Genomic DNA, 24,490 nt, shown 5'->3' with positions numbered 1-24,490 from the left:
ACCCACCCCCTGTAGGAGCCGGCTTGCCGGCGATGGCGGCCTGACAGCCAACCTGCTTTCGCGGCTGTACCCACCCCCTGTAGGAGCCGGCTTGCTGGCGATGGCGTCCTGACAACCGACCTGTTTTCACGGCTGTACCCGGACCTTGTAGGAGTCAGCTTGCTACGGGCGGTGTTCCGACGATGGCGTCAGAACTACCGACCCGTTCTACGGGAACACCTGGGTTTGTACGTTTCCAGACCCATAAAAAAACCCGGCAAAAGCCGGGTTTTTTGACTGGCGTCGAGCTTAAGCGGTGAAGGTTTTGCCTTCGAACTGCTCAGCCACGAATTTCCAGTTGACCAGGTTCCAGAACGCTTCGACGTATTTCGGACGAACGTTGCGGTAGTCGATGTAGTAAGCGTGTTCCCAGACGTCGCAGGTCAGCAGCGGGGTGTCGCCGTTGGTCAGCGGGTTGCCGGCGCCGATGGTGCTGGCCAGGGCCAGGGAACCGTCAGCCTTTTTCACCAGCCAGCCCCAACCGGAACCGAAGGTGCCGATGGAAGTCTTGCTGAATTCTTCCTTGAACTTGTCGAACGAACCGAAGGAAGCATTGATGGCTTCAGCCAGTGCGCCGGTTGGTTGACCGCCGGCGTTTGGCGCCAGGCAGTTCCAGTAGAAAGTGTGGTTCCAGACTTGAGCGGCGTTGTTGAAGATACCGCCCGAGGAAGACTTGACGATCTCTTCCAGGGTCTTGCCTTCGAACTCGGTGCCTGGCACCAGGTTGTTCAGGTTCACGACGTAGGTGTTGTGGTGCTTGTCGTGGTGGTACTCCAAGGTTTCCTTGGAAATGTGCGGCTGCAGGGCATCGTGTGCGTAAGGCAGCGGCGGCAATTCGAAAGCCATGATGATTCTCCTAATCAGGTCAGTTGCGGTGAGCGCAAGGCCGATCACGGGCGGCCAGACAAGCGCCGGGGAGTTTGTACTCTTTGCGGCGCATCGAACCGGATCATAGCACCGGGGGTGCGGCATAACCACGCAACAACTGTGTGGAATAGAGGTTCCAGAGCCATTTGGAATATCAGGTAGCGATGATCAGTTGGCCGGCAACGGCGAACATCATGACGGCCACCAACAAATCAAGGATCCGCCATGTGCTTGGCCGAGCCAGCCATGGCGCCAACCAGGCGGCGCCCAGCGCCAACGTGAAAAACCAAAGCAGCGAAGCGCTGGCCGCGCCGACAACATAAGCCCCGGGTTCGGTTTGTTGCGCACCAAGGGAGCCAATCAGTAACACGGTATCCAGATAAACATGCGGGTTGAGCAAGGTCACCGCGAGGGCGCTGAGCATCACCGCGCGCAGTGAACGGACCGTCTGGTTTTCACCCTGTTGCAGGCTTTGCTTCGAGCAGGCCCGGCGCAGCGCAAGGCTGCCGTACCACAGCAGAAACGCCGCACCGCCCCAGCGAGCGATGGCCAGCAAGGTCGGGTTTTGCGCCAGCACGGTCGCCAGACCAAATACGCCGGCCGCTACCAGCAACGCGTCGCAGGTCACGCAGAGCGCTGCCACCGGCAGGTGGTGTTCACGTCGCAGGCTCTGGGCTAGCACAAACGCATTCTGTGTGCCGATCGCCATGATCAGCCCCGCGGCCACCAACAGGCCGTTCACATAGCTTTGCCACATAAGTTTTACTCCGCGTTGGCTGCCAGATCCCGCAACACTTGCAGGGCGCGTTCGGCATCGGCCTGGCCGACGAATAAATGGTCGTGGTAGTAACCGGCGATCACGTTGCAACTGATCCCGGCCTGGCCCAGCGCGGTGGCGAACGCGGCGGTCAGGCCGACGGCTTCCAAGGCCGAATGCACGTTGAGGGTGATCCAGGCTGCGACGTAGTCGAAGCTGAAACCGGCCCGTTCTGCGTGGGAACGTTCCAGAATCACCGTCAGACCTTCCTGCTCGCGAAAGCTGCCGACAATCTCAAGGTTCGATGGCAATTGACCGTCCCGCAGGGTGCAGAACACGTATTCGCCAGCGTTGAGCTGCGGGCTCATGCTGCGTAGCAGTGTTGCCAGTGAAGTTTCGCCAGCCATGTCGGTAATCCTTGTTCAAGAGTTCTTGCCGCGCATTCTCTGCTGCTAACCTGTATAAGAAAAATCAATCATGCTGATCGCTCATTAGGAAAACTGATGTTCGACTATAAATTGCTTTCTGCGTTGGCCGCCGTGATCGAGCAGGCCGGTTTTGAACGTGCCGCAAAGGTGCTTGGCTTGTCGCAATCGGCGATCTCCCAGCGCATCAAACTGCTGGAGGCGCGGGTCGGCCAGCCGGTGCTGGTGCGGATGGCGCGACCGGCGCCGACGGAAATCGGCCGGCGTTTGCTCAACCATGTGCAGCAGGTGCGCTTGCTCGAACGCGACCTCCAGACACTGGTGCCGGCGCTGGATGAAGAAGGCTTGCCGGAACGTCTGCGCATCGCGCTGAACGCCGACAGCCTCGCCACCTGGTGGGCCGAGGCGGTCGGTGACTTTTGTGCCGAGCAACATTTGCTGCTCGACCTGGTGGTCGAGGACCAGACTGTCGGCCTCAAACGCATGCGTGCAGGCGAAGTGGCGGCGTGTGTCTGTGCCAGCGAACGTCCGGTGGCGGGTGCGCGCAGCGTCCTGTTGGGCGCCATGCGTTATCGCGCGCTGGCCAGTCCGGCGTTCATCGCCCGGCATTTTCCGCATGGCGTGCGCGCCGATCAGTTGTCGAAAACGCCGGCGCTGGTCTTTGGGCCGGACGATTTCCTACAGCATCGCTACCTCGCGTCCCTCGGCGTAGACGGCGGTTTCGAACACCATTTATGCCCGTCATCCGAAGGGTTCATTCGCCTGACGGAAGCCGGTCTCGGCTGGGGACTGGTGCCGGAATTGCAGGTGCGCGAGCAACTTGAGCGCGGCGTTCTGGTGGAGCTTTTGCCAGATAAGCCCATCGATGTGCCGCTGTACTGGCATCATTGGCGCAATGGCGGTCAGTTGCTGGGGTTGCTGACCGATCAATTGGTGCGCTCGTCGAGGCAATGGCTGGTGCCGTTGACCTGACCGGCAGCGTCAAGACCTCACGCACTACGCAAAACGAAATATTCGGAGCACTACATGAAGATTCTGGTCACCGGCGCAAGCGGCTTCATCGGCGGGCGCTTTGCGCGTTTCGCCCTGGAGCAGGGCCTGGACGTGCGGGTCAACGGTCGCCGGGCCGAAAGCGTCGAACATCTGGTGCGCCGTGGCGCCGAGTTCATTGCGGGCGACTTGAGCGACCCGCAACTGGCGCGCGATTTGTGTTCCGACGTCGAAGCCGTGGTGCATTGCGCCGGTGCTGTCGGCGTGTGGGGACGCTATCAGGACTTTCATCAAGGCAACGTGCAGGTCACCGAAAACGTGGTCGAAGCCTGCCTGAAGCAACGCGTGCGGCGACTGGTGCATTTGTCCTCGCCGTCGATCTACTTCGACGGCCGCGATCACCTCGGATTGACCGAAGAACAGGTGCCCAAGCGCTTCAAGCATCCCTACGCCGCGACCAAATTCCTGGCCGAGCAAAAGGTCTTCGGCGCCCAGGAGTTCGGCCTCGAAACCCTGGCCCTGCGCCCGCGCTTCGTGACCGGTGCCGGCGACATGAGCATCTTCCCGCGACTGCTGAACATGCAACGCAAAGGTCGCTTGGCAATCATCGGAAACGGTTTGAACAAGGTCGATTTCACCAGCGTGCAAAACCTCAACGAAGCGTTGCTCAGCAGCTTGCTGGCCAGCGGTTCGGCGTTGGGCAAGGCCTATAACATCAGCAACGGCGCGCCGATTCCGTTGTGGGACGTGGTCAATTACGTCATGCGCAAAATGGACGTCCCACAGGTGACCCGCTACCGTTCCTACGGCTTGGCCTACGCCGTGGCGGCGCTCAACGAGGGCGCGTGCAAGCTGTGGCCGGGGCGCCCCGAGCCGACCCTGTCGCGCCTGGGCATGCAGGTCATGAACAAAAATTTCACCCTGGACATCAGCCGCGCGCGGCATTATCTGGACTACGACCCGAAGGTCAGTCTCTGGACGGCCCTCGATGAATTCTGCGGCTGGTGGAAGGCTCAGGACATTCACTGACAAATCCCGTTACTGAACGCAGAGTGGGGTTCAGGGTCAATCGATGCGGCTGACGGGTTTATACTTCGCCCCATCAAGCCATCACCGCGTTCCACAAAGGTTGACTCAATGTCCATGCGTAACGATGCCAACGACGACTTCGACGATGTACCGAGCCTGCGTGCCGACAGCCTCGACGATGATGATTTTGTGCCCACCGCCCGCACCGCCGTGCATTCGCGCACGCCGCCGGTGGTCAAGGTCAGGGCAGCCAGCACCGGTCCGTTGTGGGCGCTGGTCGGCGCCTTGTTCTTTGCGTTCGCCGGCCTTGCGTGGTGGAGCTTTCAGCAGATCTCGCTGATGGAACAGCAACTGGTGGCGACCCAGGAAAGTTTCGCGCGTATCAGTGAGGATGCAGCGGGGCGCTTGCAGGACATTTCCGGCAAGGTGGTCGCCAGTCAGACCAACGTCACCAGCGACAGCGAAGCGCTGAAACTGCAAATCAGGCAGCTGGAAAGCAAACTCCAGGACCAGAGCAAACAGCAGCAGGGCGTTGCCGGCCAGACGTCGGACCTGGACAAGCGTCTGGCGCAAATGACTGCGCAAACCGCCGATCTGGACAAGCGCCTGGCGCAAGCCACTGCCCAGAACACCGAGCACCAGACCGCCAACACGCAATTGCAGGCCCAGGTCAAAGCCCTGAGCAGCGAACTGGCCGCCCTGAAAAGCGCCCCGGCGGACACTGAAAAATTCGAAGCCCAGCTAAAAAGCCTCGGCGCCGATATCACCGCGCTAAAAAAACAAGGCAACCCGAGCGCCGCCATCGAACGTCTGGAACAAGACCTGATCGTGCTCAAAAGCGAACAGGACAACCGCCCGGCCGCCGCGTCAGGCCCATCCAGTACCGCCGAGTTCGACGCCTTCCGTAGCCAGGTCACCCGCAACATCAACACCCTTCAGGCGCAGATTCAGAATTTGCAGCAGCAGTTACGGGCCAGGCCTTGAGGCTGAAGGCGCGGTAATGCGCTGCAATACCATTTTGCAGACTGCGGTTCGCTGAATATCCATACATGCCCCATTGCCGTCTACGCTCTTCAAACACCGAAGAAAACGAGGGATGCGCAATGGGGTTTTTGCACAGGTTGGCCCTGCTGGGCGGGATGCTGTTGCTGTGCCTGGGGCAGGCGCAAGCCGCCGGGACCGAGAAGGACGACAGCCAGGCCGCCATCGCCTTGCTGGAAAAAGCCCTGGCCTATTACCACGACAATGGCGACAAGGCGTTCGCGGCCTTCAGTCGTCAGGGCGAGTTTGTCGACAAGGATCGCTACGTGTTCGTGCTCGATACCAAAGGCGTGATGCTCGCCAGCGGTGGGCCTTCTTCGGCGTTGATCGGGCGTGATGTATCGGATGTGCTCGGGCCGGATTTGCAGAAGGCTTTCAAGGACGCATTGAAAGTGCCGGAGGGCAATGGCATTCAGCAAGCGGAGTATCGCTGGCAGAATTGGTCCGACGGCAAGGTCGAACGCAAGCATGTGTTCTACCAACGGGTCGGCCAGCGGATTCTGGCGGTGGGTTACTACTTGCCACGGGCGTCGGCGGAGCAGGCGATGGCGTTGCTGAACAAAGCGGCGACCGATCTGGCCAAGGACGAGAAGGGCACGCTCACGTCGATCAACTCGCTCAAGGGCGGTTATTTGCAGGATGACTTGTATGTGTTCGTCATTGATCTGGATACCCAGCGTTACGTCGCCCACGGTACAAATCTGCGCTTGATCAATACCGATTTCGGCAAGATCAAGGACCCTGAAGGCAAACCGGTCGGTGAGCCGATCCTGGCGTTGATGGCCGGGCAGGATTATGGCGAATACGCGTATCGGTGGAAAAATCCGGTGACCGGCAAGGTCGAGGACAAGCATGCGTACCTGAAGAAGGTCGGGCATTTTCTGGTGGCTGTGGGGTATTACAGCCCTTGATTTGATGGTGTTTATGATGACGTCTTCGCGGGCAAGCCTCGCTCCTACAAGGACTACGCGATCCTGTAGGAGCGAGGCTTGCCCGCGAAGGCCGCGACTCGGTTCAACTACCGAGCCTTGTCTTCCCGCCCACGCAACACCCGGTTCGGCATGGCAATCGCCGCCGCCAACCCAAGCAGCGACACCGCCGCACTGACCATCAACAAATGCCGGAAGGTCAGCAGCAGCTCGGCGCGCAAGGCGTTCTGTGCATCCCCCGGCGCGGCGTTCAGGCCATCCAGCAAAACGTTCCCGGAGCTGCCCTCGGCAATCAGCGTCGAACCGGCCAGATGGGCGAAACTCGAGTCTTGCAGCAATGCCAGCAACAACGCCGACATCAATGCCACGCCCACCGCGCCGCCCAGGGAGCGGAACAGGTTGGTGGTGCTGGTCGCCACGCCGATGTCCCGTTGTTCCACCGAATTCTGCGTCCCGACCAATGACGTCGGGAACTGCATGCCGGAGGCGATCCCGCTGAGCACCATGAACAGACTGCTGAGCACCACCGCCTGTGGCGGACTGAACGCCATCCCGAGAATCGAGATCGGCATGAGGAGGGCGCCCGCGAGAATCATCGGTTTATAGCGCCCGGTCACCGAGGTTCGGCGCCCGGCGAAATACGCGCCGATCGGCAAACCCATGGCCAGTGGCAACAGGTGCAGCGCGGCACTGTCGGCCCCGGCGCCGGTCACGCTCTGGAAGCGCAACGGCATCAGCACAATCAACGAAATCGCCTGGAAACTGGTGAAGAAAATCGTGCACCAGCACAGGATCGCATTGCGGTTGGCGAACAGGTGCATCGGCAGCAACGGCTCCCGTGCACGGCGCTCATGCCCGACGAACAACGCCAGGACCACCACCGCACAACCCAGCAAACCCAGCACCTCGGCGCTACGCCACGAATGCCCCTGGCCGACCTGAGTAATGCCGAGCAACAAGGCGGTCAAACCGATGATCATCAACACGGTGCCGAGGTAATCGATGATCGGTTTGCGCTGCGGCACCGGGAGCCCGACCAGGGTGTGACGGGCGACCAGCCAGGCGCCAAGGCCCAGCGGCAGGTTGATCAGGAACACCCAGCGCCAGGACAGGTATTCGGTCATGTAACCGCCGAGTACCGGGCCGGCGACGCTGGCCACCGCGTACATGCTGCTGAAATAGCCTTGATAACGACCGCGTTCGCGAGGCGGCACGATGTCGCCGATGATCGCCTGGCTGACCGAAATCATCCCGCCGGCGCCAATGCCCTGAAGAATCCGCGCCAGCACCAGTTGCTCCATGCTCTGAGCCATGCCGCAGAAGAACGAAGCAATCGTGAACAGCCCCATGCCGAACAGCATCAACTTGCGCCGACCGTACAGGTCGCCAAGTTTGCCGTAGATCGGCACGGCGACGGTCATCGCCACCATGTAGCCGGAAATCACCCAGGCCAGCAGGCTGACGTCCTTGAACTGCGCGGAGATGGCGGGCATCGATACAGCGACGATCGTCTGATCCAGCGCCCCGAGAAAGATGGCCAGCATCAGGGCGATCAGCACGCTCCGGATGGCCGGTTTGGGCGTTTCAGGCTGGTTGAGATTGGTCACGGGAGAACCTGCGGGCAGTGAGGGTCCCGCAGGAGGCAAGGGCGAGCGGGGATGCTCGCCAGTGTAAGTCGGTAGGAAGCTATTCGATAGCCTCATAAGGAAGCCCGACGTAATTTTCTGCAATGGTTTTTCGACCCGCTTCGGAGCTGACGAAGTAGTCCAGCTCCGACGCGCTGATGCGCTGACTGAACCCGTCGTGATCGTCAAAGCGGTGCAACATCGAGGTCATCCACCAGGAAAATCGCTCGGCTTTCCAGACCCTGCGCAGGCAGACTTCGGAGTATTTCTCCAGCAAGTCGACACGGCCTTCGCGGTAAACCTTCAGCAGGATATTGAACAACGTACTGACGTCGCTGGCCGCCAGGTTCAGACCTTTGGCGCCGGTCGGCGGGACGATGTGCGCGGCGTCGCCGACCAGAAACATCCGTCCGTATTGCATCGGTTCGACCACGAAACTGCGCAACGGCGCGATGCTTTTTTCGATGGACGGCCCGGTCACCAAAGATTCGGCCAGCGCAGCAGGCAGCCGGGATTTGAGCTCATCCCAGAAGCGTTGATCGGACCAATTCTCGACAGCCTCGTCGGCAGGGACCTGAAGGTAATACCGGGTGCGAGTCGCCGAGCGCATGCTGCACAGGGCAAAACCGCGTTCGTGACGGGCGTAGACCAGTTCATCGTGAACCGGTGGCGTGTCGGCGAGAATCCCCAGCCAGCCGAACGGATAAACCCGTTCGAACACCTTCAGGTTCTCGGCGGGAATCGATTGCCGCGCTACACCATGGAAACCGTCGCAACCGGCGATGTAGTCGCAATCGAGCCGATACGCTTCGCCGTCCTTTTCGAACGTCACGAACGCTTCATCGGTTTTCATGCCGTGAGGCACGACGTTGCCGGCTTCATAGATCGTCTGCGCGCCGGCCTCCCGACGAGCGGCCATCAGGTCGCGAGTGACCTCGGTTTGCCCGTAGATCATCACGGTTTTGCCCCCGGTCAGGGCGTGCAGATCGATGTGCACCTGGCGCCCGTCGAGGGCCAGTTCGAAGCCGCCGTGAACCAGTCCTTCGGCGTCCATGCGCTGGCCGACGCCGGCCTGACGCAGCAGCTCTACCATGCCTTGTTCGAGGACACCGGCACGGATTCGCCCGAGCACATAGTCCGGGGTCTGGCGTTCGAGAATGAGGGTGTCGATACCGGCGTTGTGCAGCAATTGGCCGAGAAGCAAACCGGAGGGGCCGGCGCCAATGATGGCGACTTGGGTTTTCAGTGTTTTCATTGTTTTTATGACTCGCAAGCTCCACACGACCTGCGTCGGTGAATAATTTTTATGGATCGAGTGCTTGCATTTTTCACTTGCGGGTCTGTCAATTGAAGGTGAAAACTGAGCCGATAGCTGTACTTTCTGCCAATCGGTGCGATTATCGCCCGTCACTTCCCGAGGCCTGGATTGAAGTTATGAACAAGCCTGCCCTGCCTTCGATACCGGTGTTCAAGCTCTACGGTGAAAGCCTGGACTGGCCGACCCCGGACTTGCTGCACTGTGAAACCATTTCCAAACGCAGCCGCGAACACCAGTGGGAAATCAAACCCCATCGCCACGCCGATTTATGCCAATTACTCTTCGTGTTCAAAGGTCAGGCAGAGCTTGAAATCGAAGGCAAACGTACGCAATTGGGCGAACCGGCGATCCTGGTTCTGCCGCCGTTATCGGTGCACGGTTATCGTTTTTCCGAGGATGTCGAAGGCTTTGTCGTGACCCTCGCCGCGCCGCTGGTCGCCCATCTTCAGGCGCAACTGGGCAACTCGGTGAATGCCCTGGCCCAGGCCGAAAGTTATCCGGCCGGCAACGACAGCGAGTACCTCAACAGCCTGTTTTCTGCGCTGCAAACCGAATACACCGGCCATCAACCGGCCCGGGAAATGCTCATGCATTCGCTGGTCAGCGTGATCATGGTGTGGGTCAGCCGGCAGGCGTTGCAGCGTCGTTCGGCCAGTCAGCGTCCGCAACGTGCGCGGGAATACCTCAACGGGTTTATCCAACTGGTGGAAGAGACGTATCGCCAGCACGTCAAGGTCGAAGACCTGGCGCATCGGCTGGGGATTTCGGTGTCGCACCTCAACGGCACGTGCCGTGAATTGGCGGGACAACCGGCGTTGCAGATCATGCACGAGCGGCAATTGCTGGAGGCCAAGCGTTTGCTGACCTACACCAGCATGACCATTTATGAAATGTCCGATGTGTTGGGGTTTTCCGATCCGACCAACTTCACGCGCCTGTTCCGGCGTCGTGTGGGGATCTCACCCAAGGCGTTCCGCGATCGCTTGAAGGCCGATCAGGACAACGAGGCCTGATCCCTTCATCACCGGAGGGCGTTGAGGGTCGCGTTGTGGGGAATGCAGCGCTCGAAGTTGCAGCTCGCGTACTCACGGGGCAGGTTTCGCAATTGCTCAACGCGCCACGCCGCGGTGCCGTACAGCGCCAGCGTCACCGCGCAGGTGATGAAAATGGCGAGGTATCTTCTTGTTTTCGTGTTCATGGCGTTGACCTCTGAACGAATACCCTTCGGTACTAAGTTCAGCATAGGTCAGCGGCAGTGAGTTGCCAGTCATGCATTCCCCCCTGTAGGAGCCAGCTTGCTGGCGATGAACGTAAAGGCACCGCGTTCATCCGGTAAGCCCGCGTTATCGTTAACGACCATCGCCGGCAAGCCGGCTCCTACAGGGGGGCGTATCTACAATCCTGCATCCCACTCTGGTTCTTCCGGAAACTGCAGCACCAGAAAATCCAGCACGCTGCGCAATGCCGCCGGCATGTGCTTGCGTGAGGCATACACCGCGTAGATGTTCATCTGGCGCGGTTCGGCCTGGGGCAGCAGGCGGATCAGTTCGCCGCTGTGGATATGCACACCCGCCTGATAACTCGGCAGCATCGCCACCCCGGCGCCAGCGATTGTTGCGCGCAGCAGGGTGCTCGCTTCGTTGGCGCTGATGTTGCCCTGCACCGGCACCGAGACCGGTTCGCCGTCCTGCTCGAAATGCCACAGGCTTTTGCCGAAGTAGGAGTGGGTCAGGCAGTTGTGCTGGCTCAGGTCTTCCACCCGCATTGGCGTCGGGTGTTCTTGCAGGTAAGCGGGGGCGGCGCAGATCACCGAGCGGCAGACCGTCAGCCGCCGCGCAATGAGGTTCGGGTCCAGGTCATTGCTGGTGCGAATCGCCAGATCGATGCGCTCATCCACCAGGTTCACCGTGCGGTCGAGCATCTGCAGGTCGATGCTGACGCCGGGGTAACGTTTGACGTAGGCGGCCATCGCATCCGCCAATTGCGCCTGGCCGAACGAGGTGCTGACGCTGATGCGCAGCAGGCCACGCGGCGCATCGTCCGGCTCGCTGACGGCGGCCTGCATGTCCGTGGACAGGTCGAGCATCTGTCGACAGCGCGGCAGGATTTCACTGCCGGCGGCGGTCAGGCTCAATTTACGCGTGGTGCGATGCATCAGGCGCGCGCCGACCCAGTCTTCCAGTTCCGCCAAATACCGCGAAACCACCGGCCGCGACAGGTCCAGGTGATCGGCGGCGGCCGACTGGCTGCCGAGGTCGACCACCGTGACGAATACGCGCATTGCTTGTAGACGATCCATGATTTGCCCGCTTTCAGAAACAAACTATGTCTAAGCATCGCATTTTTTGTAATGAATAAGGCAACTAAGCTCTGTCCATATTCTGTAGGAGCCGGCTTGCTGCGGGCGGCGTTCCGATGATGGTCGTTAACGATAACGCGTAGTTCCTGGATAAACGCGGCGTCTTCAAATCCATCGCCAGCAAGCCGGCTCCTACACAAAGGGCGTCTATCAAACAACGGAGCAACAGATGATCGGTTTCAACCTCAAGCGTATTTTGCTGGCCACGGCCACCCTCGGTTTCGCGGCCCACGCGGCGGCATCGACGCTGACGCTGGATGTTTACAACCCCGGCGAGAAAGCGATCTTCCCGGTGACGTCGGTGCTGGTCAGCGGCGAGAAAGACGCGATTCTGGTGGACGCGCAATTCGGCAAATCCCAGGCCGAGCAAGTGGTGGAAAAAATCCGCGCCAGCGGCAAGCAACTGACCACCATCTACATCAGCCACGGTGACCCGGATTACTACTTCGGCCTCGACACCCTGACCGCCGCGTTCCCCAACGCCAAGGTGCTCGCCTCGCAACCGACCGTGGACCACATCAAGCAAACCGTCGACGGCAAACTGGCGTTCTGGGGGCCGAAAATGGGTGCCGACGTGCCGGCCAAAACCATCGTGCCGGACGTACTCAAGGGCGACAGCCTGATGCTCGAAGGGCAGAAGTTGCAGGTGGTGGGTCTTGAGGGCAAACAACCGGATCGTACCTTTGTGTGGATCCCGTCGATCAAGGCAGTGGTCGGTGGCGTGGTCGTCGCAGAAAACATTCACGTGTGGATGGCCGATACCCAAACCGCGCAGTCCCACGCTGATTGGCTGGCTACGCTGCACTCCATCGAAACCCTGAAACCGCACACCCTCGTGCCGGGTCACTACCTCGGCAAAAGTGCCCGCTCCCTGGCCGCCGTGCAGTTCACCGCGGATTACATCAAAGCCTTCGACGAAGAAACCGCCAAGGCCAAAGACGCCGCCGCGCTGATCGCCGCGATGAAAAAACGCTACCCGAAACTGGGCGAAGAAAGCTCGCTGGAGCTGAGCGCCAAAGTCGCCAAGGGCGAGATGAAGTGGTAACCCGATTCACCCACTCACACTGATCCACACTGGAGAACGTCATGAGCAACATCGCAATCATCGGTGCCACCGGCCGTGCCGGCAGCCAACTGTTGGAAGAAGCCCTGCGTCGTGGTCATAGCGTTACGGCCATCGCGCGCGATACGTCGAAAATCGGCCAGCGTGCCGGGGTGGTCAGCAAGAATGTCGACGTGCTGGATAGCGACGCCTTGCAAGCCGCTGTGACGGGGCATGATGTGGTCATCAGCGCGGCACATTTCGCCACGATTCCCGCCGCTGCCGTTGTGGCGCCGGTGAAGAAGGCCGGGGTGAAACGTCTGCTGGTGGTGGGCGGTGCCGGTTCGCTGTTGCTGCCGGACGGCACCCGCGTCATCGACAGCGAGGGCTTCCCGGCGGAATACAAGGCAGAGGCCAGCGCCGGTGCGTTGTTTCTCGAAAACCTGCGCAAGGAACAGGAACTGGACTGGACCTTCCTGTCGCCCTCGGCGGAGTTTGTCGAAGGTGAGCGTACGGGTACGTTCCGGGTTGGCAAGGATGATTTGCTGGTGAGCGGGGCGGGGCGCAGCTGGATTACGTTTGCTGATTATGCGATTGCGATGTTGGATGAAGTGGACGTGCCGAAGCACTCTCGGCAGCGGTTCACAGTTGGGTATTGATAGCGTGGCTTAAATCCATTCGCGAGCAAGCCCGCTCCCACAATTGATCCGAGGTGTTCACATTTTTGTGTTCACAGGAGATCCAATGTGGGAGCGGGCTTGCTCGCGAAGCTTTTGAGCTTTTCACCGACTCTGCGCCTGCTCCACCAACCACCCCATCAATTCGCGCAACTTCGGCGAAGGTGCAGGTTTCTCCGGGAATACCAGGTAATACGCCAACCCGGTTTTCACCTTCAATTCAAACGGCATGACCAGCCGCCCGGCACTCAGGTCATCGCCAATCAACGACCAATCGCCAATCGCCACACCTGTCCCCTGAGACGCCATCGACATCGCCAGGTCCAGGGTTTCGAAATGCTGACCCTTGCTGACATTGCTCAGTTGAAGATCCGCCGCTTTCAACCAGGCATTCCAGTCGCGCTCATCCCGCGTCGGGTGCAGCAGCAAGTGCTGTTGCAGATCCGCCGGTGACTGCAAGGCCTGTGGCCCTTCCAGCATCGGTCGCGAACACACCGGCGTCAGTTGCTCATCGAACAGCAGATAAGACGTCAGCGCGTTGTCCGGCGGCGCGCCATACATCACCGCCGCATCGAATTGCTCGCGATGAAAATCCACGCCGTGCTTGACCGTGGTGGTCAGCTCCACCGGCACATCCGGACGCTCCCGCTGCCACTGCAACAGGCGCGGCAACAACCAGCGCATCACACAGGTCGGTGCCTTGAGTTGCAGGGTTTCGCGCTGATCGCCGATCTGCTCCACCGCCTCGTCGATCAAGCCGAAAATCTGCTGCACCCGTGGCAGCCACTCCCGTCCTTCAGCCGTCAAATCCAGGCCGCGGGCCTGGCGAATGAACAGCTCATAACCCAAATGTTCTTCCAGCCCGGCGATCTGTCGACTCACCGCGCCCTGGGTGATGAACAGCTGTTCGGCGGCACGGGTGAAGTTGCAGCACTGCGCGGTAATCAGAAAAGTGTGCAGCGCCGGCAGGGGAGGCAATCGTTTCATTGGGATCCAAGGTATGACGTGAGGACATGGCTAGTATGACTTTTTATCCATTGTTGCGGCTACGTGTCGCCCGTTCCAATGAGGCCATCCCTGGACCTGCCCGCTCATCATAAACACTGCGCAGGCCCGGCGTCTCAAACGAACAAAAAGGGCAAAAGACATGGCGACGTGCGGCGAAGTATTGGTCAAGTTACTCGAAGATTACGGGGTTGAGCAGGTGTTCGGCATCCCTGGGGTTCACACCGTGGAGCTGTATCGCGGGCTGGCCCGTTCGAGCATCAACCACGTCACTCCGCGTCACGAACAGGGCGCCGGTTTCATGGCTGACGGTTATGCACGCACCAGCGGCAAACCGGGTGTGTGCTTCATCATCACCGGCCCGGGCATGACCAACATCACCACCGCCATGGGCCAGGCTTACGCCGATTCGATCCCGATGCTGGTGATCTCCAGCGTGCAGACCCGCAGCCAGTTGGGCGGTGGTCGCGGCAAGCTCCACGAGCTGCCGAACCAGAGCGCATTGGTCGGCGGCGTGGCGGCGTTCTCCCACACCCTGATGTCGGCGTCCGAACTGCCGGGCGTGCTGGCCCGCGCTTTCGCGCTGTTCCAGGCCGGTCGTCCGCGTCCTGTTCACATCGAAATCCCACTGGACGTTCTGGTTGAAGAAGCCGACGACCTGCTCAGCAGCCTGCCAGTCAACATCGACCGCGCCGGTGCTTCGCCAAGCGCGATCAGCCGCATGACCGAACTGCTCGCCGGCGCCAAACGCCCACTGATTCTCGCTGGTGGCGGTGCCATCGATGCCGCTGCGGAATTGACTGAACTGGCTGAATTGTTGGACGCGCCAGTGGCGCTGACCATCAACGCCAAAGGCATGCTCGAATCCAGCCATCCGTTGTTGATCGGTTCGACCCAGAGCCTGGTCGCGACTCGCGCCCTGGTTGCCGAGGCCGATGTGGTTCTGGCCATCGGCACCGAGCTGGCCGAGACCGACTACGACGTCACTTTCGCCGGTGGTTTCGAAATTCCCGGCAAGCTGCTGCGCGTTGATATCGACCCGGACCAGACCGTGCGCAACTACCCGCCGCACATCGCACTGGTGGCCGATTCGCGCAACGCTGCCCAAGCCTTGCTGAGCGCGCTGTCCCACAAATCGCTGGCCGAGCGCCGCAACGATTGGGGCCAGGTCCGCGCCGCACGTCTGCGCGAAGACCTCGCCGCCACCTGGGACGCGCCGACACTGGCCCAGACCCGTTTCCTGGAAACTGTCCTGCACGAATTGCCGAACGCGGTGTTCGTCGGTGACTCGACCCAACCGGTGTACACCGGCAACCTGACCTTCAACCCGGAGCGCCCGCGCCGCTGGTTCAACTCGTCCACCGGCTACGGCACCCTCGGTTATGCCTTGCCGGCAGCGATTGGCGCCTGGCTCGGCGGTAGCGTTGAAAACGGCGCACGTCCTCCAGTGGTGTGCCTGATCGGCGACGGCGGCCTGCAATTCACCCTGCCGGAACTGGCCAGCGCTGTTGAAGCGCGTACCCCGGTGATCGTCCTGCTGTGGAACAACCAGGGCTACGAAGAGATCAAGAAATACATGGTCAACCGCGCCATCGAGCCGGTCGGCGTAGACATCTACACCCCGGACTTCATCGGTGTCGCCAAGGCATTGGGCTGTGCGGCTGAAGCGGTCAACGGTGTTGAACAACTGCGCAGCGCCTTACGTGTAGCCACCGATCGCCAAGGCCCGACCCTGATTGAAATCGATCAGACTCTGTGGATGCAGGCGGTGTCGAAATGACTTTCCCTACCACCCTCGACGGTCTGTTCATCGACGGTAAATGGTCGGCGGGCAGCGAACACCTGCGCGTGATCAACCCGGCCACCGAAGCGCTGCTGACCACCGTGAATGGCGGTGATGCACACGCCGTTGATCAAGCCGCGAACGCAGCCACCGAAGCCTTCAAGGCCTGGTCGCAAACCACCGGTGCCGAGCGCGGTGCAATCCTGCGCAAAATCGCTGCGGGCGTACAGGCTGGTCGCGACAAGTTGATGCACTTGCAGTCGAGCAACAACGGCAAACCGTTGTTCGAAGCGGCCATCGACGTCGATGATGTGATCGCTACTTTCGAGTACTACGCAGGCCTGGCCGAAGGCCTCGACGCCAAACAGGACAGCAACGTCGAGCTGCCCACCGACGGCTTCAGCGCCCGTGTGCGCCGTGAGCCGTGTGGTGTGGTCGGCCTGATCGTGCCGTGGAATTTCCCGATGGTCACCACCGCCTGGAAACTCGCCCCGGCCTTGGCCGCCGGTTGCTGCGTGGTGCTCAAGCCTTCCGAAGTGACGCCGCTGCCGGAGCTGGAACTGGCGGCGATCATCGCCGAGGCCGGTTTGCCGAAGGGCGTGCTCAACGTGGTCTGCGGCACCGGTCTGGCGGTCGGCGCGCCGATGTCGGCGGACCCGCGCATCGCCAAGATTTCCTTCACCGGCAGCAACGCGGTCGGCGTGCAGGTGATGCAACGCGCCGCAGAAACCGTGAAGGGCGTGAGCCTGGAACTGGGCGGCAAATCCTCGCTGCTGGTGCTGGCCGATGCCGACATTGAACTGGCCGTGGAAGTGGCCTGTGGCGGTGGTTTTTTCAACGCCGGGCAGATGTGTTCCGCCACCAGCCGCGTGCTGGTCGCCGATGAGCTGGCCGACGAATTCCTCCTGCGCCTGAAGGCGCGTACCGAAGCCATCCGCGTGGCCGACCCGTTCGACCCGAACGTGGAAATGGGCGCACTGGTCAATCAGGCGCAATACCAACGCGTACTCGGCCACATCGATCGCGGTTTGAGTGCTGGCGCCAAGCTGATTTGCGGCGGCAATCGCCCGGCAGACCTGCCGCGCGGCTATTTTTTACAGCCGACGATTTTCACCGAAGTGCCCCTCGACAGTGCGCTGTGGTGTGAAGAGATTTTCGGCCCGGTGATCTGCGTGCGCAGTTTCGCCACCGAAGCCGAGGCGATTGCCCTGGCCAACGACAGCCAGTTCGGCCTGGTGGCCAGCGTGGTGACGCGCAACGCCGAGGCGGCGGATCGGGTTGCCAACGCCTTGCAGGCGGGGCTTGTGTGGATCAACGCGCCGCAAGTGATCTTCCCGCAGACCGCCTGGGGCGGCTACAAACAGAGCAGCATCGGCCGCGAATTGGGGCCATGGGGCTTGCAGGCTTTCCAGGAAATCAAACACGTGATTCGCGCCGTCTGACGCGTATCTCTGTGGGAGCAGCCGGTCGACGCTCGACTGCTCGCGATGGACGTCAACGATAACGCGGGGAGTTAGAAAACCCGCGTCGTTCATGCACTTTTCGCGAGCAGGCTCGCTCCTACATGAGGCATGCGCTGGCGTCATGGCTTCAATGAATTTTTATCGATAGTCAGGTGTTTTACACGACCTCAGGATGAACTCACTGGTTCAGCCAAGCCCCCGAAAATACGGGGGATAACACTGATCCGGCCGCGCGGATGCAACAGTTTCGACCTGCCTTATACCTACAAAAACAAAGGGAGTCCGTAATGGGCGAGCATGATCTGAACAGACGTCAATTCATCAAAACCGTAGGCGTGGCCTCGGTAGCCGCGGCAGCCATGAGCTTGCCCTTCGTCAAGGCCAATGCCAGCGACACGCGCTTCCAGGGCAAGACCCTGCGCTTGCTGACCTGGTCCGATGACACAGGCCTGGCGGCACTGCGCAACATCGCCGCAACGTTCGAAGACAAGTACGGCTGCAAGGTCATCGCTGACCGCACCGGCAGTACCTCGGAAATGGTCGCCAAACTCAAGGCCGGCGGTGATCGTCCGCAATACGACATCATCACCCTGGCTGGCGTTGGCGCCGAAGGTCTGGCCGCCGCCAACCTGCTGGAAAAACCCGACCTCAACCGCATCCCCAACCTGGTGGATGTCCCGGAGAAATACCGCACCGGCGCCAATGGCCACGGGATCGGTTACCTGCTCTGGTGCAACAGCCTGGTCTACAGCACCCGTACCATCAAGGAAGCACCGGACAGTTACGCCGCCCTGTGGGACGCCGAGCTGTCGCCGAACATCTTCCTGCCGCCGCCGAACTGGACCGAAGCGATGGACCTGATCATCATCGCCGCCAAACTGGCCGGTGGTGACGAACACAACATCGAACCCGGCTTCAAGAAACTCGCCGAGCTGAAGGATCGTGTGGTGACCCTGGGTGAAAACCCGAACCAGATCGCCGAGCTGTTCCGCACCGGTTCCCTGGACATGGGCGGCTTGTACGCACCGGCCTTCTTCCCGAAACAGATCCGCGATCCGGCCTACGGCCTGGGCGCCACGTTCGGCATGAAAGAAGGTTTCTACACCGACCTGATGCTGTCGGTGATGCCGAAAAACCGTCCGGGCGATACCGACCTGGCCTACGCGTTCATCAACCACTCTCTGGACCCGCTGGTGCAGGGCAAGATGGCTGAGGACATTTACAACGGCCCGGTCAACGCCAAGGCGATCATCTCCGCCGAAGCGCGCAAGAGCCCGTACATCCTCACGCCGGAGCAGATCGCCGAGAAGGCGATCATGCACGACAACGCCTTCCTGGCCTCCGTGCATGACCAATGGATTCGTCGCTACACGGAAATCTTTTCTTCCTGATCGAGTGGCGAACACAGGTCCATAAAGCACCACAAATCCAATGTGGGAGCGGGCTTGCTCGCGAATGCGGTGTGACATTCAACATTGATGTCGACTGACACGGCCTCTTCGCGAGCAAGCCCGCTCCCACAGGGTTTACGGTGATTTCGAAGATTGTGTTTGCCAGCTGCTTTCCATTGACGAGACCCTTGCTATGGAACACCAACCTCTGACTCATCCGGTCGATGCAGCTCCTGTGCGCGCCAATCGGGGTGTTTCGCCGACGACCCGCGCCTGGTTTTTTCTGACGCCGTCGATGCTGTTTCTCGGCGTGCTGATTGCCGCCAGCCTGCTGGTGCTGCGCATGAGCGTCGGCACCAAAGGCGCGGAATGGACCGGGTTCAGCCTGGCCAGCTACGCCCAATTGCTGGAACCGTATTACCTCAAATCCTTGCTGCTGACCTTGCGCCTGGCGCTGATCAGCGCAGTGATCGCCGTGGTGCTGGCGATCCCGGTGGCCTACACCATGTCGCGCCTGACGTCGCCGTTTGTGCGCAGGATCTTCCTCGCTGCGGTGCTGCTGCCATTGCTGGTCAACCTGCTGCTGCAAAGCTACGGCTGGCTGGTGATTCTCGGCCCGGGCGGCATGCTCAATCAGGCACTGATGGGCCTGGGCCTGATCAAGCGCCCGATCATGTTGCTGTACAACCAGAACGGCGTACTGATGGGCCTGGTGCAAACCGCGTTCCCGTTGGCCGTGCTGCCGATCGCCAGCGCCATGCGCGGCGTCGCCCGCACTTACGAAGAGGCCGCCGCCACGCTGGGCGCCAGTCGCTTTCAGGTGTTCCGCCAGGTGGTTCTGCCGATGAGTTTTCCGGGGATCATCACCGGCGCGACACTGGTTTTCGCTTACAACGCCAGCAGCTTCGTGGTGCCGTTGCTGCTGGGTGGCCGACGCGTGCCGATGCTGGCGGTGATGGTCCATGACCAGATCGCCCCGCTGATGAACTGGCCCGCCGCGTCCGCCGCCGGTGTGGTGCTGATTGTCACCACGCTCGCGATCATGACTTTGTCCGAATACATCACTGGCCGTCGTCGGCGCATGCTGGAGGCTTCGCAATGAGCTCTGTGATCAAGAAGCGTTATTCGCTGCTGCCAGGCGAAACCGGCAAGTTTGCCGGCATCCTCTCGGGTTTCATTCTGCTGCTGGCGGTGTTGCCGATCCTGACCATGATCGTCATGTCGTTCAGCGGTGCGTCGAACCTCGACTTCCCGCCGAGCAGCTACAGCCTGCAATGGTACAAGGCCGCCTGGCACACCTTCGTGTCGCCGGACGCGAGTGATGTGCTGAGCCTCGGCAAAGCCATGACCACCAGCCTGATGGTGTCGTGCCTGACCATGGTCTTCGCCACGATCATCGCGGTGCCGGCGGCTTATGCGCTGACCCGTTGCGAGTTCCGCGGCAAAGCGGTGGCGCTGCAACTGATGTCGCTGCCGCTGGTGTTTCCGATGGTGGTATTGGGCCTGGCATTGCTGCTGGTGTTCGACAGCCTGCCGTTCCAGATGACCACCTCGCGGCTGGTGATTGCCCACGTGATCCTGGCGCTGCCGTTCGTGGTGAAAAACTGCACGGCGGCAATGCTCTCCATCGGCAGCGAAGTCGAAGAGGCCGCGCAAATGCTCGGTGCTTCGCCAACGCGGGCGATCATCGATGTGGTGGTGCCGCTGATGAAATCGGGGATTCTGGCGGGGATGCTGCTGGCGTTCATCGTCTCGTTCAACGAATTCACCGTGACCTATTTCCTTTACACCATCGACGTGATGACCGTGCCGATCTGGATGTACAGCCGCACCGTGTCGTCGCTCGACCCTACCGTATTTTCGTTTGCCGTGCTGATCGTGCTGATCGACTTCGTCCTGATCTGGGCGTTGGAGAAGCTGGTCGGTGAAGGTGGCGTTTCGTTCTGATTCTTGAGGTGATTTATGTCTGGTCTGATTCTGGAAAACGTCGAGAAACATTACGGCTCGGCCTGCGCGGTAAAGGATGTGAACCTGCATTTGCCGGAAGGCAAACTGGTGTGTTTCCTCGGCCCTTCGGGCTGCGGTAAAACCACCTTGCTGCGGATGATCGCCGGCCTCGAAACCCTGACCGGCGGCGAGATTCGCCTGGACGGTGAAGACATCGGCCAAACCCCGGCGCATCTGCGTAATTTCGGCATGGTGTTTCAATCGTTGGCGCTGTTTCCGCACATGACCGTTGGGGAAAACATCGCCTATCCGCTGAAATTGCGCGGGGTCAGCAAGGCTGATCAGCACAAGCGCGTAGTGGAATTGCTGGAACTGATCCAGTTGCAGGAAATGATTGATCGCCCGGTGGCGAAACTGTCTGGCGGTCAACGTCAGCGTGTGGCGATTGCCCGGGCGATTGCCAACCACCCGAAAATCCTCCTGCTGGACGAACCGCTGTCCGCGCTGGACGCCAAGCTGCGCGAGTCGATGCAGGTGGAAATCCGTCAGCTGCAACAACGCCTGAACATCACCACCATCATGGTCACCCACGACCAGCGTGAGGCGATGACCATGGCCGATATCGTCGTGGTGCTGGGTGAGCATCGCGTGCAGCAAGTGGGCACGCCGATCGAGATCTACCGGCACCCGGCCAACGAGTTTGTCGCGGACTTCATCGGTTCGGGCAACATCTTCCCGGCGACCGCGCTGGGTAACGGCCAGGTCAGCCTGCCGGGGGGCGATGCACTGCAAGTGCCGATCTGCACGAGCATTGCGGCGGGAGAGAGGGTCAAGATGCTGATCCGCCCTGAGGACCTGCAACTGTCGCATCCGCAGGCGACGGCGGGGAATCGTTTGTTGGGCACCGTGACGTTCGTGCGTGATATCGGAGCGACGATCGAGACGACCGTGGAGTGTTCCGGGGTGTCGTTTACCGCGTTGAGCACGCCGTGCCAGGGGTTTGGGTTGAGCATTGGCAACCCGGTGTCGGTGACGTTGCCGGCCGAGGCTTGCCGAGTACTCGGCGCGTAAAAAGCGCACCCCCTGTAGGAGCGAGGCTTGCCCGCGAAGAAGGCAGCGCGGTACTTCTGGAAAACTGCGTTATCGTTCTTCGCGGGCAAGTCGGATCGCCGCCCGCTCGCTCCTACAGGTGTGCGGTTGAATTCGGCTAAACCGTCAACCGCAACCGCGCCAGATCCCGCAGCGGCGGCGCCCCGAACAACCGGCTGTACTCACGGCTGAACTGCGACGGGCTTTCATACCCGACGCGATACCCCGCCGCCGACGCTTCCAGCCCTTCGGCCAGCATCAACCGCCGCGCTTCCTGCAAGCGCAGTTGCTTCTGATACTGCAACGGACTCATCGCCGTCATCGCCTTGAACCGGTGATGCAAGGTCGACACGCTCAGATTCACTTCCTTGGCCAGATCATCAATGCGCAGCGGTTGCTCATAGTTGCCGTTGAGCCATTTGATCGCCTGGCTGATGCGGTGGCTCTGGCTGTTGGCAATCGCGATCTCATACAAGCGATGGCCCTGCTGACTGCGCAACAACCGATAGAGAATTTCCCGGCGAATCAACGGTGCGAGCATGGCGATGTCTTTCGGCGTGTCCAGCAATCGCGCCAGGCGCAACACTGCGTCGAGCATCGCGGTGTCGATCCGTTCGACATACAAACCGCGACCGGTGGGGCGGGTCGGGACGCCCAAAGGGCCGGCGTCGGCTATCAGTGCGGTGATTTCCGCCGGATCAATGTCCAGCCGCACCGAGAGGATCGGTTCTTCAGAGGTGACGTTCACTATCCGCCCGCTCAGGGGCATGGAGACCGACACCACCAGGTAATTCAGCGGGTCGTAATTGAAGTATTCGTCGGCCAGTCTGACCTCTTTGCGCCCCTGCGCCATGATGCACAACGCCGGTTGCGCCAGCACCGGGGCGAATTCATGGGACTGGCTGTGTTTGCCCATGAACAGCGAGGCGACGGCAGTGGCATAAGTGCCATCCTCCATCGTGTTGCGACGGATGATAGCGGCCAGTTCCGCGCGCTGTTTCTCCATGTCGGCGTCCAGCGGGGCTTGAAAGTGATCGAGCGACGACATGCAGGGCATCCTCGGCGAAGCAATGGGAATGAGCTGAGCTTAAATTTGTGCAAGGCACAGCGGTAGACACATCCTGCGAAAAGCTTGCCTGATTCTGCACGGGGTTGAAGAGGTGTGCTGCTCGAGCAGTCTATGGCAGAGAAAACTTGCTCGAACCTCGCGTTTCAGGCCTGTGACACTATTCACACATTGTTACAGGTACCGAATGCAGCCTCGCAGGATTGTGCAACAAGCCGGCAGGAATCGACTAACGGGGCGGCGAGCAGGGGCTTAATCTTGGATCCTGTCGCAGCCCGTCCCACGGCTGCCACTCGAGTACCTGGGAGGGTTGAACATGTCTAAGCAGATCCCCGTCAGTCATATGGCCTTCGTCCGGGCCCGCGCCGGGTGTTCGGCGGAACTCGGTGCGCGCCTCAGCGCCTTGATCGAGCCGTCGCGCACCGCGCCTGGCTGCCTGAGTTTTTCCCTGCAGCATTCGCAGTGCGATCCGGAGTTGTGGCTGGTGTCCGGTTTCTGGACCCATCAGCAAGCCATGACGGCCTATTTCAGCACGCCGGCCATGGATATTTTCGCTGAGCTGGTGCAAGAGCTGGTGGTCAACAGCCTGGATTTCCATACCTTCAAGGACGTGTCGGCGGCCCAGGCGCAGTGGCAGTCCCGGTCGCGGGTACACAAACTGGCGGGTTGAGGGTTTAATGACGCCATTCTCAATCAGCCAGGATCCGCGACATGGCACGCAAAGCCTTTGAAACCTTCGAAGCCGTATCCGCCGTAGTGCCCCGCGAGGGCGGTTACTATGCGGCGATTGCCACCAAAGCCATCGGTGGCTCGGGCGCACCGCGCTTCAACAAATTGCTGGAAGACCAGACGTTCAAGACCGCCAAAGAAGCGGACGAAGCTGCCGCCCTGCAACTGACGCACCTCAAGGGCGTCGGCGAAGACGGCGAGCTGATCTGGTAATTACTTGACCGCTCCCGGGCGGAACATCTTGAACAAGGCCTCCGGGCCCAGTTGAAAGTAATCCGCTGGTCCGCCACCGCGCAGAATCGGTTCTGCCGCGGCGGTGTCGTACACCCCGTCCTTCAACAGCCATTTGGCGATGTGCACGGCGACCACTTCGCCGAGAATCAGCCAGCTCGGCACCACGTTGCCGTCGGCGCGCTGCAACTGGATGATCTGCGTGACCTTGCACTCGAAGGACACCGGGCTTTCGGCGACCCGTGGCACCTGAATGATTTTCGATGCGACGGGCGTCAGCCCGGACAACTCGAACTCGTTGACCTCCGGCCCGACCATCGCGCAGCTCTGGTTCATCTGCTCGGCCAGCGGCCGGGTTGCCAGGTTCCAGGCGAACTCGCCGGTCTGCTCGATGTTGTTCAGGCTGTCTTTGCGTCCGACGCTGGAAAATCCAATGATCGGTGGAATGTAGTTGAACGCGTTGAAGAAACTGTAGGGCGCCAGGTTCAGGCGGCCGTCGGCATCCTGCGAAGAAATCCAGCCGATGGGGCGCGGGCCGACGATGGCATTGAACGGGTCATGCGGCAGACCGTGGCCGTTGGCGGGTTCGTAGTAGTGGATGTCGTCGGGCATGAAGGGATTCCTGTTGGTGTGGCGTTCATAGTGCAAGGATGCCCCCATAATTTCCAGCGCACGCAATCCCTTGTAG

General features: G+C 60.8%; 25 protein-coding genes. 15 read left to right on the top strand and 10 right to left on the bottom strand.

Annotated features, from left to right (window positions below):
* Positions 1-288: 288 nt before the first annotated feature.
* The 3 genes from ACM6IO_RS21645 to ACM6IO_RS21635 form a co-directional block, all read right to left on the bottom strand.
* On the bottom strand, positions 289-885 hold the full coding sequence (locus ACM6IO_RS21645) for a superoxide dismutase (protein ID WP_008034365.1): 597 nt from the start codon (positions 883-885) through the stop codon (positions 289-291).
* A 175-nt stretch (positions 886-1,060) separates the two neighbouring features.
* Complete coding sequence (locus ACM6IO_RS21640) at positions 1,061-1,663, bottom strand: LysE/ArgO family amino acid transporter (protein ID WP_008034357.1); 603 nt, start codon at positions 1,661-1,663, stop codon at positions 1,061-1,063.
* A gap of 5 nt (positions 1,664-1,668) precedes the next feature.
* Positions 1,669-2,070, bottom strand: coding sequence for an ACT domain-containing protein (locus ACM6IO_RS21635; protein ID WP_192228598.1), 402 nt, complete (start codon positions 2,068-2,070; stop codon positions 1,669-1,671).
* A 96-nt stretch (positions 2,071-2,166) separates the two neighbouring features.
* On the opposite strand from ACM6IO_RS21635, the gene ACM6IO_RS21630 reads away from it, so the two are divergent.
* The 4 genes from ACM6IO_RS21630 to ACM6IO_RS21615 all read left to right on the top strand — a co-directional run bounded on the left by ACM6IO_RS21630 (position 2,167) and on the right by ACM6IO_RS21615 (position 6,059).
* On the top strand, positions 2,167-3,060 hold the full coding sequence (locus ACM6IO_RS21630) for a LysR family transcriptional regulator ArgP (RefSeq protein WP_192228599.1): 894 nt from the start codon (positions 2,167-2,169) through the stop codon (positions 3,058-3,060).
* 54 nt (positions 3,061-3,114) lie between these two features.
* Positions 3,115-4,107, top strand: coding sequence for an NAD-dependent epimerase/dehydratase family protein (locus ACM6IO_RS21625; protein WP_192228600.1), 993 nt, complete (start codon positions 3,115-3,117; stop codon positions 4,105-4,107).
* A gap of 108 nt (positions 4,108-4,215) precedes the next feature.
* Positions 4,216-5,091: an ATPase gene (locus tag ACM6IO_RS21620; RefSeq protein ID WP_008042021.1), complete on the top strand. Its 876-nt coding sequence runs from the start codon at positions 4,216-4,218 to the stop codon at positions 5,089-5,091.
* A 119-nt stretch (positions 5,092-5,210) separates the two neighbouring features.
* The gene (locus tag ACM6IO_RS21615; protein WP_223481229.1) at positions 5,211-6,059 is read left to right on the top strand and encodes a cache domain-containing protein; all 849 of its coding nucleotides are present in this window, start codon (positions 5,211-5,213) and stop codon (positions 6,057-6,059) included.
* A gap of 107 nt (positions 6,060-6,166) precedes the next feature.
* Here the strand turns inward: ACM6IO_RS21615 and ACM6IO_RS21610 are convergent, their stop codons facing one another.
* Positions 6,167-7,684 carry an MDR family MFS transporter gene (locus ACM6IO_RS21610; protein WP_008042013.1) on the bottom strand — a complete coding sequence of 506 codons (1,518 nt, stop codon included), beginning with the start codon at positions 7,682-7,684 and terminating at the stop codon, positions 6,167-6,169.
* Positions 7,685-7,763: 79 nt separating this feature from the next.
* Positions 7,764-8,948, bottom strand: a complete 1,185-nt coding sequence (gene pobA, locus ACM6IO_RS21605) for a 4-hydroxybenzoate 3-monooxygenase (protein ID WP_177318185.1) — start codon at positions 8,946-8,948, stop codon at positions 7,764-7,766.
* Positions 8,949-9,136: 188 nt separating this feature from the next.
* Here pobA and ACM6IO_RS21600 point away from each other — a divergent pair, with 188 nt between their 5' ends.
* Complete coding sequence (locus ACM6IO_RS21600) at positions 9,137-10,033, top strand: helix-turn-helix domain-containing protein (RefSeq protein WP_008042009.1); 897 nt, start codon at positions 9,137-9,139, stop codon at positions 10,031-10,033.
* 8 nt (positions 10,034-10,041) lie between these two features.
* Here the strand turns inward: ACM6IO_RS21600 and ACM6IO_RS21595 are convergent, their stop codons facing one another.
* Complete coding sequence (locus tag ACM6IO_RS21595; RefSeq protein ID WP_008034333.1) at positions 10,042-10,218, bottom strand: hypothetical protein; 177 nt, start codon at positions 10,216-10,218, stop codon at positions 10,042-10,044.
* Between the two features lie 195 nt (positions 10,219-10,413).
* Entirely contained in the window at positions 10,414-11,319 is a 906-nt protein-coding gene (locus ACM6IO_RS21590; RefSeq protein ID WP_414912201.1) for a LysR family transcriptional regulator, read from the bottom strand.
* A gap of 229 nt (positions 11,320-11,548) precedes the next feature.
* On the opposite strand from ACM6IO_RS21590, the gene ACM6IO_RS21585 reads away from it, so the two are divergent.
* On the top strand, positions 11,549-12,424 hold the full coding sequence (locus ACM6IO_RS21585) for an MBL fold metallo-hydrolase (protein WP_008034330.1): 876 nt from the start codon (positions 11,549-11,551) through the stop codon (positions 12,422-12,424).
* Positions 12,425-12,465: 41 nt separating this feature from the next.
* Positions 12,466-13,080: an NAD(P)-dependent oxidoreductase gene (locus ACM6IO_RS21580; RefSeq protein ID WP_414912200.1), complete on the top strand. Its 615-nt coding sequence runs from the start codon at positions 12,466-12,468 to the stop codon at positions 13,078-13,080.
* A gap of 123 nt (positions 13,081-13,203) precedes the next feature.
* Here the strand turns inward: ACM6IO_RS21580 and ACM6IO_RS21575 are convergent, their stop codons facing one another.
* Positions 13,204-14,085 carry a LysR substrate-binding domain-containing protein gene (locus tag ACM6IO_RS21575; RefSeq protein ID WP_414912199.1) on the bottom strand — a complete coding sequence of 294 codons (882 nt, stop codon included), beginning with the start codon at positions 14,083-14,085 and terminating at the stop codon, positions 13,204-13,206.
* Between the two features lie 160 nt (positions 14,086-14,245).
* Here ACM6IO_RS21575 and ACM6IO_RS21570 point away from each other — a divergent pair, with 160 nt between their 5' ends.
* The 6 genes from ACM6IO_RS21570 (at position 14,246) to ACM6IO_RS21545 (ending at position 21,758) form a co-directional block, all read left to right on the top strand.
* A complete protein-coding gene (locus ACM6IO_RS21570; protein ID WP_223437362.1) occupies positions 14,246-15,883 on the top strand; it encodes a 5-guanidino-2-oxopentanoate decarboxylase in 1,638 nt (545 codons plus the stop codon).
* Positions 15,880-17,328 (top strand): aldehyde dehydrogenase family protein, encoded by a 1,449-nt coding sequence (locus ACM6IO_RS21565; RefSeq protein ID WP_414912198.1) that lies wholly within the window; start codon positions 15,880-15,882, stop codon positions 17,326-17,328. The genes ACM6IO_RS21570 and ACM6IO_RS21565 overlap by 4 nt, the downstream gene beginning before the upstream one ends.
* 308 nt (positions 17,329-17,636) lie before the next feature.
* Complete coding sequence (locus ACM6IO_RS21560; protein ID WP_280162079.1) at positions 17,637-18,740, top strand: ABC transporter substrate-binding protein; 1,104 nt, start codon at positions 17,637-17,639, stop codon at positions 18,738-18,740.
* Between the two features lie 193 nt (positions 18,741-18,933).
* Positions 18,934-19,842, top strand: a complete 909-nt coding sequence (locus ACM6IO_RS21555; protein WP_008034316.1) for an ABC transporter permease — start codon at positions 18,934-18,936, stop codon at positions 19,840-19,842.
* Positions 19,839-20,687 carry an ABC transporter permease gene (locus ACM6IO_RS21550; protein ID WP_008034315.1) on the top strand — a complete coding sequence of 283 codons (849 nt, stop codon included), beginning with the start codon at positions 19,839-19,841 and terminating at the stop codon, positions 20,685-20,687. The genes ACM6IO_RS21555 and ACM6IO_RS21550 overlap by 4 nt, the downstream gene beginning before the upstream one ends.
* Positions 20,688-20,702: 15 nt before the next feature.
* The gene (locus ACM6IO_RS21545) at positions 20,703-21,758 is read left to right on the top strand and encodes an ABC transporter ATP-binding protein (protein ID WP_192228606.1); all 1,056 of its coding nucleotides are present in this window, start codon (positions 20,703-20,705) and stop codon (positions 21,756-21,758) included.
* A 136-nt stretch (positions 21,759-21,894) separates the two neighbouring features.
* On the opposite strand, the gene ACM6IO_RS21540 is transcribed toward ACM6IO_RS21545, so the two are convergent.
* A complete protein-coding gene (locus tag ACM6IO_RS21540; RefSeq protein WP_192228607.1) occupies positions 21,895-22,824 on the bottom strand; it encodes an AraC family transcriptional regulator in 930 nt (309 codons plus the stop codon).
* Positions 22,825-23,158: 334 nt separating this feature from the next.
* On the opposite strand from ACM6IO_RS21540, the gene ACM6IO_RS21535 reads away from it, so the two are divergent.
* A complete protein-coding gene (locus ACM6IO_RS21535) occupies positions 23,159-23,512 on the top strand; it encodes a putative quinol monooxygenase (protein ID WP_008034309.1) in 354 nt (117 codons plus the stop codon).
* Between the two features lie 41 nt (positions 23,513-23,553).
* Complete coding sequence (locus ACM6IO_RS21530; RefSeq protein WP_008034307.1) at positions 23,554-23,784, top strand: hypothetical protein; 231 nt, start codon at positions 23,554-23,556, stop codon at positions 23,782-23,784.
* On the opposite strand, the gene ACM6IO_RS21525 is transcribed toward ACM6IO_RS21530, so the two are convergent.
* Positions 23,785-24,414: a flavin reductase family protein gene (locus tag ACM6IO_RS21525; RefSeq protein WP_192228608.1), complete on the bottom strand. Its 630-nt coding sequence runs from the start codon at positions 24,412-24,414 to the stop codon at positions 23,785-23,787.
* Positions 24,415-24,490 lie beyond the last annotated feature (76 nt).

The organism is Pseudomonas sp. IT-P44, from assembly GCF_949768225.1.
GTDB classification, from domain to species: domain Bacteria; phylum Pseudomonadota; class Gammaproteobacteria; order Pseudomonadales; family Pseudomonadaceae; genus Aquipseudomonas; species Aquipseudomonas migulae.
This window is presented reverse-complemented; position numbering and strand designations above follow the sequence as displayed.

Excerpts from the sequence above, each read along its gene's own strand:
- ACM6IO_RS21640 (WP_008034357.1), bottom strand. The coding sequence starts at position 1,663 with ATGTGGCAAAGCTATGTGAACGGCCTGTTGGTGGCCGCGGGGCTGATC.
- ACM6IO_RS21645 (WP_008034365.1), bottom strand. The coding sequence starts at position 885 with ATGGCTTTCGAATTGCCGCCGCTGCCTTACGCACACGATGCCCTGCAG.
- ACM6IO_RS21570 (WP_223437362.1), top strand. The coding sequence starts at position 14,246 with ATGGCGACGTGCGGCGAAGTATTGGTCAAGTTACTCGAAGATTACGGG.
- ACM6IO_RS21625 (WP_192228600.1), top strand. The coding sequence starts at position 3,115 with ATGAAGATTCTGGTCACCGGCGCAAGCGGCTTCATCGGCGGGCGCTTT.
- ACM6IO_RS21615 (WP_223481229.1), top strand. The coding sequence starts at position 5,211 with ATGGGGTTTTTGCACAGGTTGGCCCTGCTGGGCGGGATGCTGTTGCTG.
- ACM6IO_RS21555 (WP_008034316.1), top strand. The coding sequence starts at position 18,934 with ATGGAACACCAACCTCTGACTCATCCGGTCGATGCAGCTCCTGTGCGC.
- ACM6IO_RS21560 (WP_280162079.1), top strand. The coding sequence starts at position 17,637 with ATGGGCGAGCATGATCTGAACAGACGTCAATTCATCAAAACCGTAGGC.
- ACM6IO_RS21540 (WP_192228607.1), bottom strand. The coding sequence starts at position 22,824 with ATGTCGTCGCTCGATCACTTTCAAGCCCCGCTGGACGCCGACATGGAG.
- ACM6IO_RS21550 (WP_008034315.1), top strand. The coding sequence starts at position 19,839 with ATGAGCTCTGTGATCAAGAAGCGTTATTCGCTGCTGCCAGGCGAAACC.
- ACM6IO_RS21630 (WP_192228599.1), top strand. The coding sequence starts at position 2,167 with ATGTTCGACTATAAATTGCTTTCTGCGTTGGCCGCCGTGATCGAGCAG.
- ACM6IO_RS21535 (WP_008034309.1), top strand. The coding sequence starts at position 23,159 with ATGTCTAAGCAGATCCCCGTCAGTCATATGGCCTTCGTCCGGGCCCGC.
- ACM6IO_RS21530 (WP_008034307.1), top strand. The coding sequence starts at position 23,554 with ATGGCACGCAAAGCCTTTGAAACCTTCGAAGCCGTATCCGCCGTAGTG.
- ACM6IO_RS21565 (WP_414912198.1), top strand. The coding sequence starts at position 15,880 with ATGACTTTCCCTACCACCCTCGACGGTCTGTTCATCGACGGTAAATGG.
- ACM6IO_RS21525 (WP_192228608.1), bottom strand. The coding sequence starts at position 24,414 with ATGCCCGACGACATCCACTACTACGAACCCGCCAACGGCCACGGTCTG.
- ACM6IO_RS21585 (WP_008034330.1), top strand. The coding sequence starts at position 11,549 with ATGATCGGTTTCAACCTCAAGCGTATTTTGCTGGCCACGGCCACCCTC.
- ACM6IO_RS21590 (WP_414912201.1), bottom strand. The coding sequence starts at position 11,319 with ATGGATCGTCTACAAGCAATGCGCGTATTCGTCACGGTGGTCGACCTC.
- ACM6IO_RS21595 (WP_008034333.1), bottom strand. The coding sequence starts at position 10,218 with ATGAACACGAAAACAAGAAGATACCTCGCCATTTTCATCACCTGCGCG.
- ACM6IO_RS21635 (WP_192228598.1), bottom strand. The coding sequence starts at position 2,070 with ATGGCTGGCGAAACTTCACTGGCAACACTGCTACGCAGCATGAGCCCG.
- ACM6IO_RS21600 (WP_008042009.1), top strand. The coding sequence starts at position 9,137 with ATGAACAAGCCTGCCCTGCCTTCGATACCGGTGTTCAAGCTCTACGGT.
- ACM6IO_RS21580 (WP_414912200.1), top strand. The coding sequence starts at position 12,466 with ATGAGCAACATCGCAATCATCGGTGCCACCGGCCGTGCCGGCAGCCAA.
- ACM6IO_RS21545 (WP_192228606.1), top strand. The coding sequence starts at position 20,703 with ATGTCTGGTCTGATTCTGGAAAACGTCGAGAAACATTACGGCTCGGCC.
- ACM6IO_RS21620 (WP_008042021.1), top strand. The coding sequence starts at position 4,216 with ATGTCCATGCGTAACGATGCCAACGACGACTTCGACGATGTACCGAGC.
- ACM6IO_RS21575 (WP_414912199.1), bottom strand. The coding sequence starts at position 14,085 with ATGAAACGATTGCCTCCCCTGCCGGCGCTGCACACTTTTCTGATTACC.